This window comes from Nocardioides cavernae, from assembly GCF_016907475.1.
In the GTDB taxonomy this organism is placed as follows: domain Bacteria; phylum Actinomycetota; class Actinomycetes; order Propionibacteriales; family Nocardioidaceae; genus Nocardioides; species Nocardioides cavernae.
In genome coordinates, this window is record NZ_JAFBCA010000001.1 from 4,690,673 (window position 1) to 4,703,834 (window position 13,162).

Consider the following 13,162-nt stretch of genomic DNA (forward strand, 5'->3'; position numbering starts at 1 on the left):
CTCCCGAACGGCTCGTCGACGTCAGCGACCTGAAACGCGCAGCTGGTCTCAGAACAGCTGGGCTCCGCGAGAGAGGTCGCCACAAACTCACGCCGAGGTAGACGTGCGTCATTCCGCCGCTGTTGGCGAAACTCGAACATCCGGATCCGCCTGAGCCCGCACCGATGAGCGGACGTCTTACTGGAGGACTCCGCGCATCTGCCGTGTCACCCTGACGGCATGGATTCGCGCATGACCTTCGACCTGGACGCGGACGAAACTGCCATGCTGTGCGATGGCCTGATGGACTGGTTCGGCCCGCTCGAAATCGGGGAGCCCCTCGCAGTGGCTCTTGGGTTCCGAGGCGTCGAAGACATGCGGACGGAGAGCGAAAGGATCGCCCAGGCCATCGCCACAGGACAACCGCTCACTGCGAGGGATTGGTCCCGAGCCGTCTCTGCAACCGGGATCGCCTTCTTTGCTGAGGGGGACGAGTGGACCACCATCCGCGGAGGGACCGACGCTCACTGGATCGGGGTCTTGCGACGAATCCAGCGCAAGGTGCCGTGGCTCTTCCTGGGGGATCAGTAGGGCGCTATGGATTGGCTCACGCAAGCGGACGTCCCGACCTGCCCGCGATGAGCACACGCTCATGCCGATGAGCGAATGTGTGGCCAAGCGGGTGGTTGTATCCGGTCATGGGGAACGACGAGCGCATGGAGCCGTACTTCGGCGACTAACCCAATCGGGCCTACTGGTCGGCCGACCGTCCCGCGGGCGCGGAGGAGCGGGGCGTCACCCCAGAGGAGCAGTTCTCCTACGACGGAACCAGTCTGCGGATCATGTGGGACGAGGGTGCTGGACCTCAGTGGGGTGACTTTGGACTCCTCGGCATCGACGCTCGCGGACGTCACCCGCACCCTCAACCGCGGCGGCGGCGGATCTCGGCGTTGACGGCTGGGATGATCTCGTGGAGGTCGCCGATGACGGCGTGGGTGGCCTTGGTGACCATCGGGGCGTCGGGGTCGGTGTTGATGGCGAGGATGACCTTGGCGCTGCTGCACCCGGCCCAGTGCTGGATCGCGCCGCTGATGCCACAGGGGATGTAGAGGTCCGGCGAGATCCGGCTGCCGGTCTGCCCCACCTGCTCGTGGTGGGGCCGCCACCCCAGGGAGGTCACCACGCGGGAGACACCCAGCGAGGCGTCGAGCAGCTCGGCGAGCTCGAGGAGGTCGTCGAAGCCCTCCGCCGAGCCGGCGCCGCGACCGGCGCCGACGACGACGCGGGCCGACTTCAGCGTGCCCGAGAGGTCGGGCTCCGGCTCCTCGGTGGAGACGACCCGGGCCAGGAGGTCGGCGTCGGCGACGTCGGGCGTCTCGACGACCAGCTCACCGGCACCCGCGGTGGCAGCCGGGGTGGCTTCCACCGCGTGGCCGGCCAGGGTGAAGATCGCCGGCCGCTGGGACAGGCTCATCTCCTCGAGCGCGGCACCGCCGACGACCTGGCGGGTCACCGTGAAGGGTGACAGGCTGCTGAACGACACCACGTTGGCGGCCATCGGCAGCCCGGACCGGGCCGCGACGTGGGCCAGGACCTCGTTGCCGCGCGCGGTGCCGGCCGCGGTGACGACGACCGCCCCCGCGCGCTCGCGCACCGCCATCAGCCCGGCCGCCCACGCGGCGCCGGAGAACGACTCGTACGCCGGACCGGTGAGCGCGTGCACGCGGCGGGCGCCGTACGACGCCAGGGTGCCGACGAGCGCGTCGTCGGGGTGGCCGACGACGACGGCGTCGATGGGCACGCCGCCCCCGGCGGCGGCGAGGTCGCGCGCGAAGGTCATCGCCTCACGCGAGGTCTCCACGACCTCCCCCGCTGGCGTCACCTCGACCAGGACGACGATCATCGCGCGAGCACCCCCAGCTGCTCGAAGAGGTCGACGACCGCGGGTGCGCTCGCCGGGCCCTCGCCCAGGACCTGCACGGTGGACGGGGAGGGAGGAGGCAGCACCAGCCGGACGCGGGACGGTCCGACCGGGTCGGCCGTCGGCCGACGCTCCTCGATCGGCGCCTTCTTGGCCTTCATCCGGCCCGGGACGCTCGGGTAGCGGGGCTCGACCCCGCCCTCGAGGACCGTGACCACGGCAGGCAGGGGCAGGCGGAAGGTCTCGTGGCCGTCGGGCCCGGAGCCGGTCGCCGTGACCTCGCCGTCCGCGACCGTGACGGTGTTGACGCCGTTGACGACGGGCCAGCCGAGCTCGTAGGCGAGGCGGATGCCGACCTGGAAGTCACCGGTGTCGGCCGCGTCGTTGCCGAGCAGCACCAGCTCGTGGGGCGTGCCCGCCGCCTCGTGGTCGCGGACGACCGCGGCGATCTCGCGGGCGACGTCGGCCGGGCCGAACGCCTGCGGGTCGGCCACCACGTGGGTGGCCGCGGCACAGCCGACGGCGAGCGCCGCCCGGAGCTGCTCCACGGCGTCGTCGTCCCCGAGCGTCATGACGGTCGCGGCGCCGCCGTCGGCGGCGATGCGGACCGCGAGCTCGACCGCGCACTCCTCGTGCGCGCTCGTCGTGAAGCCGGCGTAGCGCCCGTCGACCCCCTGGGCGTCCTCGGTGAGGACGACCTCGCTCGTCGCGTCGACGACGCGCTTGACGCAGACCAGCGGGCTGACACTCATACGGACACCTCTTGGGAGGGATCGGGGTCCCCGCGGCGTTGTTCGACGGAGGAGCGAAGCGGGGGAGACGAAGAACGTCGTGGGGTGATCAACGGATGCGCTCGTTGGAGGGGTCGAGGAGCGGGGTGGCGTCGACGGAGCCGACGGTGACCGGGTAGAGCTCCTCCATGTAGGAGACCGCGAGCTCGTTGCCGATGACGGCCTGGTCGGGCGGCAGGTAGGCGAGCAGCACGTGCTTGCCGAGGGACGGCGCGGACCCGGCGCTGGTGACGTAGGGGTGGTGCCCGTGGCCGTCGGTGAGCGTGCCGCCGTCGCGCGTCAGGATCGGCTCCCCGCCGAGCATGTAGCGGCGGGTGCCGGAGGCGGACGTGTGGTCGTCGACCGTCAGCGTGCACAGCACGGTGCTGGGAGCCGCCTCCCGCTGCGCGAGGTAGGCCTCCTTGCCCACGAAGTCGGCCGCCTTGACCTTGGGCCGCTGCATGCCGGCCTCGATGATGGTGCGCTCGCTGTCGAGCTCGGCGCCGTAGGCCCGGTAGCCCTTCTCGATGCGGCCCGTCGTGCCGTAGACACCGATGCCGGCGGGCACCGCACCGTGCGGCGCGCCCGCCTCGAGCAGCGCTTCCCACAGCCCGGCGGCGTGCTCCATCGGGACGTAGAGCTCCCAGCCCAGCTCGCCGACGTAGGAGATGCGGGAGGCGAGGACGGACGTGCCGGCGAGCTCGATCTCCCGGCAGGTGAGGAAGCCGAAGCCGGCGTCGGAGACGTCGTCCGACGTCAGCGAGGAGACGATGTCGCGTGCCCGCGGCCCCCAGATGCCGATGGTGGACACGGCGTCGGTGAGGTCGGTCAGTGTCGTGGAACCAGTCTCGGGCAGGTGTCCCGAGAACCAGGCCCGGTCGGCCATGCCGTGCGCGCCGCCGGTGACGACCCGGTAGTGCTCGTCGCCCAGCCGCATCACCGTGAGGTCGGAGCGGAAGCCGCCCTTCGCGTCCAGGACGGGCGTGTAGACGACCTTGCCGACCGCGACGTCGCACTGCGCGACGCAGGTCTTCTGCACCACGTCGAGCGCCTCGGGGCCCTCGATGTCGAAGATGCAGAACGCCGACAGGTCGATCACCGCGGCCGCCTCGCGCATGCGGAGGTGCTCGGCGTTGATGATCGGGCTCCACCAGCGGGAGTCCCACTCGTGATCGCGCGGCATCACCGCGTCGCCGTACGCCTCGAGCAGCGACGCGTTGGTCTCGTACCAGAACGGGCGCTCCCACCCGGCGGTCTCGAAGAAGACGGCGCCGAGCTTCTCCTGCGAGTCGTGCATCGGGGAGAGGCGCTGGTCGCGGTCCGACTCGTACTGCTCGCCCGGGTGGACGATGCCGTAGGTCTTGATGAACGACTCGGTGGTGCGCAGCCGGGTGTGCTCGCGGCGCTTCTGGTGCTCGTGGAAGCGCGCGATGTCGCTGTGGTGCAGGTCGATCTCGGAGTGGCCGTCGGTCATCCACTCGGCCACCGCGCGGCCGACGCCCGGGCCCTCCTTGATCCAGACCGCCGCGGCCGTCCAGAGCCCGGCGACCTCGCTCTCCCCCAGGATCGGGTTGCCGTCGCAGGTCAGCGAGAGCAGGCCGTTGATGGCGTAGCGCATCTCCGCGCCCTCGGCGCCGAGCAGCTCGGGCATCAGCTCGTAGGCCTGCTCGAGCTGGGGGTCGAAGTCGTCGGAGGTGAAGGGCATCTCCGTCGGCGAGAGCTTGGCCTGCTCGATCGAGGGGATGTCCTCGGGCTCGTGGAGGATCGCGCGGTGGGCGTAGGAGCCGACCTCCATGTCGGCGCCGTGCTGGCGCTCGTAGCAGAAGGTGTCCATGTCGCGGACGATCGGGAAGGAGATCTCCCCCTCCGTCCCCGTCAGCTGCGGGCAGGGCCCCACGCTGATCATCTGGTGCACCGCGGGCGTCAGCGGGATGCTGATGCCGGCCATGTCGCCGAGCTTGGGGCTCCACACGCCGGCCGCGATGACGACGACCTTCGCCTCGATGTCGCCGCCCGACGTGCGCACCCGGGTGATCCGGCGGCGACCCTGCGGCCCCTCCTCGGTGTCGAGGCCGGTGACCTCCACCGTGGGTACGACGGTGAGCTCGCCCGTGGCCAGGGCGCGCTCGCGCATGATGGTGCCGGCGCGCAGCGAGTCGACGACGCCCACCCCGGGCGTCCAGAACGCGCCGATGAACTGGTCCTCCTCGATGAAGGGCACCTTCTCCTTCACGAAGGCCGGGCTGACGAGCTCGGACTCGATCCCCCATGCCTTGGCGCTCGACATGCGGCGCCGCAGCTCCTCCATGCGCTCCTCGGTGCGCGCGATCTCGAAGCCGCCGGACTGCGTGAAGACGCCCATCTCCTGGTACTGCGCGACCGAGTCGAGCGTCAGGTCGGTGATCTCGCGGGAGTGGTCGACGGTGAAGATGAAGTTGGACGCGTGGCCCGTCGACCCACCCGGGTTGGGCAGCGCGCCCTTGTCGATCTGCACGACGTCGGTCCACCCGAGCCGGGTGAGGTGGTGCACGAGGCTGTTGCCGACGATGCCGGCACCGATCACGACGACACCTGCGGTCGTGGGGACGTCTGCCATGACGGGTCTCCTCCGGGGCGTTCCTACGGGTTGCGCATCACGCAACGGGTTGCGCCATACGCGAATGCACGAAATGTACGCCGCCGCCCCGGAGCACTGTCAAGGGTGCTCGGGACGGCAGCGGACGGCGGTCCGGGGCCGGGCGTCGGGCCTCAGGCCTTGGCGTCCTCCTCGGGGGTGCTGGTGACCTCCTCCGGGTCCGCGCCGAGCGCGGCCAGGGCGACCGAGTGGTTCTCCACCGAGTCGTACTTCTGGGCGTGCAGCACGGCCTTCCGCACCCGCGAGGGGAGCGTCGACTCGTACGGCTCCTCACGCAGCGCCTTCATCAGGGACACGCACATGGCGCAGATGACCAGCATGAACGGCCCGGCCACGATGATCACCAGTGTCTGCAGCGCCCCGAGCCCGCCGGAGAACAGCAGCACCCCGGCCACCGCCCCCTGGGCGACGCCCCAGAAGATCACCAGCCAGCGCATCGGGTGCTCCTCGCCGTGCTGGCTCAGCATCCCCATGACGATCGAGGCCGAGTCGGCGCCGGTGATGAAGAAGATCGCGACGAGGAACACTGCCAGCACGACCGTGATGCTCGACAGCGGGTACTCGCGCAGCGTGGCGAACAGGGCGCTCTCGGTGCCCTCGTTCGCGAGCACGGCGCCCAGGTCCTTGGCGCCGGAGAGCTGCAGGTCGAACGCCGAGCCGGCCAGGATCGAGAACCAGACGAACGACACCAGGCTCGGCACCAGGATCACGTAGACGACGAACTGCCGGATGGTGCGCCCCTTGGAGATGCGGGCGATGAACATCCCGACGAAGGGCGTCCAGGAGATCCACCACGCCCAGTAGAAGATCGTCCAGGTGTCGAGGAACTCACTGCCGCCGAAGGCACCGGTGCGGAACGCCATCGTCGGCAGGTGCGTCAGGTAGCCGCCCAGTGACTCGGTGAAGGTGCTCAGGATGAAGACCGTCGGGCCGACGACGAAGAGGAAGAAGACCAGGAGCAGGGCCGCGATGGCGTTGGCGTTGGAGAGGAACTGCACGCCCTTCTCGATGCCGGTCACGGCGGAGAGCACGAAGCAGGTGGTCAGGACGGCGATCACCACCACGGTGAGCCACTTGGACTCGCCGGTGGAGAACACGTCGTCGAGGCCGCCGGTGATCTGCAGCGCGCCCAGGCCCAGGGAGGTGGCGGAGCCGAAGAGCGTCGCGAAGATCGCGATGATGTCGATCGCCTTGCCTGGCCCCTCCGTCGCGCGGCGTCCCAGAAGGGGGCCGAACGCGCCCGAGACCAGGTTGCCGGTGCCCTTGCGGTAGGCGAAGTAGCCGATCGCGAGACCGATCACGGCGTACATGGCCCACGGGTGGAAGCCCCAGTGGAAGAAGGCGTACTCCATCGCGACGCGGGCGCTGTCAGGGGTCGACGGGTCGCCCCGGCCCGGCGGGATGCTCGAGGCGTCGGTCGCGGTGAGGTAGGTCAGCGGCTCGGCGACGCCCCAGAACATCAGGCCGATGCCCATCCCCGTCGCGAACATCATCGAGACCCAGGAGAACGTCGAGAACTCGGGCTCGGAGTCGTCGGGGCCGAGCCGGATGTTGCCGTAGCGGGTCACCGCGAGGTAGCCGGAGAAGAGCAGGAACGACGCACTGACCAGGATGAACAGCCAGCCGAACGTCGTCTCCAGCCACCCGAGCAGCTCACCGGTGGTCGTGCCCATTCCCTCGGAGTCGACGACCCCCCAGACGAGGAAGGCGATGGCGAGCGCGGCCGCGACACCGAACGTCACCTTGTCGAGGGAGAGGTCGCGGCCCTCCCTGTGCGGTGGGACCAGGGAGTGATCGACGGGTTCCTTGAGAGCCATGCCGCCTACCCATCCGGTTGCGTCTTGCGCAACCTAGTGCGTGACTTGCAACGAACGTACGATGACCCTCCCCCGGGCGACTGTCAAGGGTCACCCCGGGGAGGGTCATCGAACAGCGTCAGCCGAGCCAGGCGTCGACCTTGTCCTGGTTCTCCTCGACCCACTTCGCGGCTGCGTCCTCCGGGGACATGCCGTCGGACGCGATGTAACCGGCCACGACGTTCTGGTCCTCGTTGGTCCAGGTGAAGTTCTGCACCAGGTCGACGGCGGTCGAGTCACCCTCGGACCACTCGGTGCTGACGATCTTCTTCAGCTCGGTCTCCGGGTAGTCGCAGGCGACCGTCTGCGGGTCGTCCTGGCAGCCGTCCTCGTACGGCGGGAGGGCGACGCGCTGCATCGCCACCTCGGCGTTGAAGTACTGCGGCTCGTACCAGTAGCCGATGACCCACTCCTTGTTCTCCTCGGCCTTGCGGAACGCCTCGATCGAGGCGGCCTCCGACCCGGAGAACACGACCTTGAAGTCCAGGTCGAGGTTGCTCACGATCGCCTCGTCGAACTGCACGTACGACGGGTCGGCGCCGAGGAACTGGCCCTGGCCGCCGGACTCCGACGTCGCGAACTCCTGGGCGTACTTGTTGAGGTTCTCGTACTCCAGGATGTCCGGGTGCTCCTCGGCGAGCCACGGCGGGACGAACCAGCCGATGATGCCGACGTTGCCCTGCGGGCCGAAGTCCGTCGCGGTCCCGTCGCCCTGGTCGGCGAAGAACTTCTTCTCGAGGTCGGGGTGACCCCAGTCCTCGATGACGACGTCGACCTCGCCGGTGCCGAAGCCCTGCCACGAGACGTCCTCCTTGAGCTCCTTGTACTCGACCGAGCAGCCGAGCTCCTGCTCGGCGACCGTGCCGACGACGTAGGCGCTGGCCTCGTAGCCGACCCACGGGTTCACGGCCATGCTGAGGTCACCGCACTCGCCACCACTCTCGGCGGCCTGCTCCTCGTTGGCCTCGGTCTGCTCGTCGATCGAACCTCCGCCGCAGGCGGAGAGGGCCAGCGTGGCGACGGCGGCTACTGCCCCGAGTCGCGCACCCCGGCTGCGGGCAGTTCTCATGGTGGTTCTCCTCATCTGATGGTTGATCGGCACATGGTTGGGGGTCTCGGATGTCGAGGGCGTCAGGTCTCGACGACCTTCCGGTCGCCGGGGAAGCCGATCGGCAGTCGCGTGTGGAACGCCCGCCGCGGCCCGGCTCCGTCGTCACGACGGACGTCGGCAGCAGCCCGGGTGATCCGGTCGAGCATCACGCCGAGCAGCACGATGGTGATGCCCGCGGCCAGGCCCTTGCCCCACGCCTCACTGCGCGAGAAGCCGTAGACGACGTCGTAGCCGAGCGCGCCGGCGCCGACCAGGCCGCCGATCACGGTCATGGACAGCACGTAGAGCAGGCCCTGGTTGGTGGCGAGGACGAGTGAGCCCTTGGCCATCGGCAGCTGGACCTTGGTGATCTCCTGCCACGTCGTCTGGCCGGTCGATCGGCCCGCCTCGATGGTCGTGGGTGAGACACCCTTGACCCCGTCGGCCACCAGCTTGATCGCGGCGGGTGCGGCGTACACGACGCCCGCGACGATCGCAGTGAAGCGGGAGGGTCCGAAGAGGGCGAGCACCGGGATCAGGTAGACGAACGGCGGGATCGTCTGCCCTGCATCGAGCAAGGGTCTGATGCCTAGGTCGACCTTGCGGTCGCGGGCCATCCAGACCCCGAAGACCAGGGCCAGGATCATCACCAGCACGGTGGCGACCAGCGTCATGGTGAGGGTGATCATGGCGTCGTGCCACAGGTCGAAGTACCAGATGCCGGTCAGGCACACGAGGGCGGACACGAACGCCCGGGCACCGCCGAAGACCAACGCGAGCGCGGCGATCCCGATGAAGGAGACGTACCACGGCGACTCCGCCAGGAGTGACTGCATCGGGTTGAGCAGCCACTCCGTCACGTAGTCCTTGAACGCGCCGGTCACCCCGCCGAAGGTGCTGGTGACCCAGTCCATGACGTCGTTGACGACGGTGGCCACCTTGTCGCCGATCGTGTAGACGGGGAACTCGGCGAGCCCGATGTAGGTGCGCGAGAGATAGACGGCGACGAGGGTGCCGACGCCGCCCGCGGCGAGGAGGATGCGCCGCTGCCGGATGTTGCCGCCGCCGCCGCGGGCCACCTTCTCGGATCGCTCGCTGGCCGCCGTCGTCGTGCGGTCGAGCATGACGGCCATGACCACGATCAGCGCGCCCGGGACGAACGCAGCCCCGACGTCGTTGATGCGCAGGCCGGCCAGCACGGGCTTGCCGAGACCCGGGCCGTTGACGAAGGCAGCCAGGGTGGCCATCGACAGCGCGGCCAGCGTGGTCTGGTTGAGGCCCACGATGATGGTCTTGCGGGCCATCGGCAGCTGCACCTTGAACAGCCGCTGCCAGTAGGTCTGGCCGGCCGAGTCGGTGGCCTCGATCGTGGTCGTCGGTACCTCCCGGATCCCGAAGCCGGCAATCCGGACGAGCGGCGGGAGGGCGTAGATCATCGTGCTCACGACGGCCGCGCTCACGCCGATGCCGAAGAACAGGACGACCGGCAGGAGGTAGACGAACGTCGGCATCGTCTGCATCAGGTCGAGGACCACGGTGATCACCTTGTTGGCCCGCGCGCTGGTGCCGACCAGGACCGCCAGCGGCATCCCGAGGAGGATCACGATGGCCACCGAGATGCCGGTGACGATGAGGAGGTCGAGCGAGTCCTGCCAGAAGCCGAAGACGCCGAAGGAGAGGAACGAGAGGCAGACCAGGACGGCGATGCGCCAGTTGGCGATCACGAAGCCGACGTAGGTCGCGATCGCCACGACGCCCAGCCAGCCGATCTCGGGTACGGGGCGGGGCGGGTTCGGCACGACGACCATCCGCTGCACCCACTCGAAGACACTGCGCAACAGGTCGGAGATCGAGTTGGTGAACTGCATGATCGGGTTGGTGTCGCGACTCGCGAGGAGGTCGTTGTTGAACTCGGTGAGCCGGTCGTGCAGGTCGGTGCGCGCGACGCCGGGCAGGGCCAGGGTGTCGGTGCCCTCGGTGAGGAAGTAGACGACGATCCAGACGGCGACGATCACGGCGGCGGGGATCCAGCGGCTGACCGACGTGCGTTCGGGGGGCGGCGGCTCGGCCCCGGGCTCGACGGGCTTGCGCGCGGCAGGGGCCGGGGCGGTGGCGGTCACGACTCCTCCTCGGCCACGACCACGCGCATGATGTCCTCCTCGTCGACGACGCCCACCATCCGGTCGCCGTCCATCACCCGGATCGGATGCTCCGACGCGATGGCGGCCCGGGCGGCCTGCCGGACGATCGTGGTGATCGGCAGCGCGGGGCCCTCGAGGGACTCACCGGGCCGCGGTTCGCGCATCACCCACTTCAGGGTCAGCACGTGCGACTTGGGCACCTCGGAGACGAAGTCCTTGACATAGTCGTCGGCCGGCCGCGCCACGACCTCGTCGGGCGAGCCGATCTGGACGATGGCGCCATCGCGCATGATGAGGATCCGGTCACCGAGCTTGAGCGCCTCGGCCAGGTCGTGGGTGATGAAGACCATCGTCTTGCCCAGCTCGCGGTGCAGGCGGATGACCTCGTTCTGCATGTCGCGCCGGATGAGCGGGTCGAGCGCCGAGAACGGCTCGTCGAAGAGCAGCATCTCCGGGTCGCCCGCGAGGGCCCGGGCCAGGCCGACCCGCTGCTGCATGCCGCCGGAGAGCTGGTCGGGGTAGGACTTCTCGTAGCCCGTCAGGCCGACGAGGTCGACGATCTCGCCGGCCTTCGCGCGGCGGTCCTTCTTGGCGACGCCGCGCACCTCGAGGCCGTAGGCGACGTTGTCGATCACCTGGCGGTGGGGCAGCAGGCCGAAGTGCTGGAACACCATCGACACCTGGTTGCGGCGTACGTCGCGCAGCTGGCCCGCGGAGGCGGACGTGACGTCCATGCCGTTGAGCGACACCGTGCCGCTCGTCGGCTCGATGAGTCGCGTCAGCAGCCGCACCAGCGTCGACTTGCCGGAGCCGGAGAGGCCCATGACCACGAACACCTCGCCCGGGGCGACATCGAAGGACACGTCCTTGACCCCGACGACACATCCCGTCTTGGCCTTGAGGTCGGCGCGCGACAGCTCGGCGTCAGCCGTCCCGATGATGGAGTCCGCGCCCTTGCCGAAGATCTTCCAGAGGTTGCGCACCGACAGCGCCGACTCGCCGTTGGACGCGTCGGTGCCGGTCGCCTTGTCCGTCATGGTGCTCATGGCTGCTCCTCGTCGTTGCGACTGTCGCCCGGCGGGTACGGCGGAGTGCCGTCGCGGTGCCGGTAGTAGGGCACGTCGGCCGCGGGCAACGGGGTGTTGCCCGCGATCAGGTCGGCCGCCTTCTCGGCGACCATCATCACGGGGGCGTAGATGTTGCCGTTGGTGACGAAGGGGAAGACGCTGGCGTCGACGACCCGCAGGCCCTCGGTGCCGTGCACGCGCATGCTGGTGGGATCGGTGACCGAGAGGTCGTCGGTGCCCATCTTCGCGGTGCACGAGGGGTGGAGTGCGGTCTCGGCGTCCTTGCGCACCCAGTCGAGTATCTCCTCGTCGGTCCCCACCACCGGCCCGGGCGAGAGCTCGCCGCCGTTGAACGGGGCGAAGGCGGGCTGGTTGAGGATGTCGCGCGCCACGCGCACCGCCTCGACCCACTCTCGACGGTCGTTGTGGGTGGACAGGTAGTTGAAGAGCATCTTCGGCTTCTGCCGCGGGTCCGTGGAGGAGATGCGCACCCACCCGCGGGTGTCGGCGTACATCGGGCCGATGTGGACCTGGTAGCCGTGGGCGTACTTGTCCTGCCCGGCCGGCGCCGAGCCGTCGTAGCGGATCGCGATGGGCAGGAAGTGGAACATCAGGTTGGGCCAGTCGACATCCTCGTTGGACCGGCAGAAGCCGCCGCCCTCGAAGTGGTTGGACGCGGCCGTTCCGGTCCGCTTGAGCAGCCACTCGAGCCCGATCAGGGGGCGGTTGCGCCACTTCAGCCCCTCGACGATCGACACCGGCTGGAGCGAGGAGTACTGGATGTAGACCTCGAGGTGGTCCTGGAGGTTCTCCCCCACGCCGGGAAGGTCGTGGACCATCTCCACCCCGAGCGGGCGGAGGTGCTCGGGGTTGCCGACGCCCGAGAGCTGCAGCAGCTGCGGGGAGTTGATCGCGCCGCCACACAGGATGACCTCGCCCGCGCGGACCTGCTCGTGCCGCCGGCCGGCGCGGAGGTAGTCGACGCCGACGGCCCGGCGGCCCTCGAAGCGGATCCGCGTGGCGTGGGCGAAGGTCTCGACGGTGAGGTTCTTGCGCTTCATCACCGGGTGCAGGTAGGCCCGGGCCGCGGACATCCGAACGCCCTTGACGATGTTGCGGTCGAAGCGCCCGAAGCCCTCCTGCCGGTAGCCGTTGACGTCGTCGGTCAAGCGGTAGCCGGCCTGCTGGGCGGCCTCGAAGAACGCGCTGAAGAGCGGGTTGGTGGCCGGGCTCCGCTCGAGCTTCAGCGGTCCCGACCCGCCGCGCCACGCGTCGGCCCCGACCTGCCCGTCGGGCAGGATCAGCGACTCCATCCGCTTGAAGTAGGGCAGACAGTGCCGGTAGTCCCACGACTCCATGCCGGGCTCACCGGCCCACCGCTCGTAGTCCATCGGGTTGCCGCGCTGGAAGATCATCCCGTTGATCGAGGACGACCCACCGAGCACCTTGCCGCGGGCGTGGTAGATCCGGCGACCGTCCATCGCCGGCTCCGGCTCGGACTCGTACTTCCAGTCGTAGAGCGGGTTGCCGATCGGGAACGGCAGGGCCGCCGGGGCGTGGATCAGCGGGTCGAACCGGTCGGTGCGTCCGGCCTCGAGGACCAGCACCGAGGTGCCGGGGTCGGCGGAGAGCCGGTTGGCGAGCGCGCACCCGGCCGAGCCACCTCCCACGATGACGACGTCGTACCGGTCCGCTCCCATGGT

The 13,162-nt window shown here is 69.6% G+C and carries 9 protein-coding genes; 1 reads left to right on the top strand and 8 read right to left on the bottom strand.

The features are described from left to right. The first annotated feature begins 231 nt into the window (after positions 1–231). Complete coding sequence (locus tag JOD65_RS22130; protein WP_191194488.1) at positions 232–570, top strand: hypothetical protein; 339 nt, start codon at positions 232–234, stop codon at positions 568–570. Between the two features lie 331 nt (positions 571–901). Here JOD65_RS22130 and JOD65_RS22135 read toward each other — a convergent pair whose 3' ends face one another. From JOD65_RS22135 to betA, 8 genes are all read right to left on the bottom strand, one after another. Next, positions 902–1,882 carry an electron transfer flavoprotein subunit alpha/FixB family protein gene (locus tag JOD65_RS22135; protein ID WP_191194487.1) on the bottom strand — a complete coding sequence of 327 codons (981 nt, stop codon included), beginning with the start codon at positions 1,880–1,882 and terminating at the stop codon, positions 902–904. Beyond that, positions 1,879–2,652: an electron transfer flavoprotein subunit beta/FixA family protein gene (locus tag JOD65_RS22140; RefSeq protein ID WP_191194486.1), complete on the bottom strand. Its 774-nt coding sequence runs from the start codon at positions 2,650–2,652 to the stop codon at positions 1,879–1,881. The genes JOD65_RS22135 and JOD65_RS22140 overlap by 4 nt, the downstream gene beginning before the upstream one ends. A gap of 88 nt (positions 2,653–2,740) precedes the next feature. Continuing rightward, positions 2,741–5,266: a GcvT family protein gene (locus JOD65_RS22145; RefSeq protein ID WP_191194485.1), complete on the bottom strand. Its 2,526-nt coding sequence runs from the start codon at positions 5,264–5,266 to the stop codon at positions 2,741–2,743. 152 nt (positions 5,267–5,418) lie between these two features. Then, entirely contained in the window at positions 5,419–7,122 is a 1,704-nt protein-coding gene (locus JOD65_RS22150; protein WP_191194484.1) for a BCCT family transporter, read from the bottom strand. A 118-nt stretch (positions 7,123–7,240) separates the two neighbouring features. Next, the gene (locus tag JOD65_RS22155) at positions 7,241–8,230 is read right to left on the bottom strand and encodes an ABC transporter substrate-binding protein (RefSeq protein ID WP_191194483.1); all 990 of its coding nucleotides are present in this window, start codon (positions 8,228–8,230) and stop codon (positions 7,241–7,243) included. A 62-nt stretch (positions 8,231–8,292) separates the two neighbouring features. Next, on the bottom strand, positions 8,293–10,371 hold the full coding sequence (locus JOD65_RS22160) for an ABC transporter permease (protein WP_191194482.1): 2,079 nt from the start codon (positions 10,369–10,371) through the stop codon (positions 8,293–8,295). Continuing rightward, positions 10,368–11,438, bottom strand: a complete 1,071-nt coding sequence (locus tag JOD65_RS22165) for a quaternary amine ABC transporter ATP-binding protein (protein ID WP_191194481.1) — start codon at positions 11,436–11,438, stop codon at positions 10,368–10,370. Before JOD65_RS22165 ends, JOD65_RS22160 begins: the two co-directional genes overlap by 4 nt. After that, positions 11,435–13,159, bottom strand: coding sequence for a choline dehydrogenase (gene betA / locus JOD65_RS22170; protein WP_191194480.1), 1,725 nt, complete (start codon positions 13,157–13,159; stop codon positions 11,435–11,437). The genes JOD65_RS22165 and betA overlap by 4 nt, the downstream gene beginning before the upstream one ends. Between the last annotated feature and the right edge of the window lie 3 nt (positions 13,160–13,162).

Coding starts and splice junctions, on each gene's coding strand:
- JOD65_RS22130 (WP_191194488.1), top strand. CDS start 232: ATGACCTTCGACCTGGACGCGGACGAAACTGCCATGCTGTGCGATGGC.
- JOD65_RS22135 (WP_191194487.1), bottom strand. CDS start 1,882: ATGATCGTCGTCCTGGTCGAGGTGACGCCAGCGGGGGAGGTCGTGGAG.
- JOD65_RS22140 (WP_191194486.1), bottom strand. CDS start 2,652: ATGAGTGTCAGCCCGCTGGTCTGCGTCAAGCGCGTCGTCGACGCGACG.
- JOD65_RS22145 (WP_191194485.1), bottom strand. CDS start 5,266: ATGGCAGACGTCCCCACGACCGCAGGTGTCGTCGTGATCGGTGCCGGC.
- JOD65_RS22150 (WP_191194484.1), bottom strand. CDS start 7,122: ATGGCTCTCAAGGAACCCGTCGATCACTCCCTGGTCCCACCGCACAGG.
- JOD65_RS22155 (WP_191194483.1), bottom strand. CDS start 8,230: ATGAGAACTGCCCGCAGCCGGGGTGCGCGACTCGGGGCAGTAGCCGCC.
- JOD65_RS22165 (WP_191194481.1), bottom strand. CDS start 11,438: ATGAGCACCATGACGGACAAGGCGACCGGCACCGACGCGTCCAACGGC.
- betA (WP_191194480.1), bottom strand. CDS start 13,159: ATGGGAGCGGACCGGTACGACGTCGTCATCGTGGGAGGTGGCTCGGCC.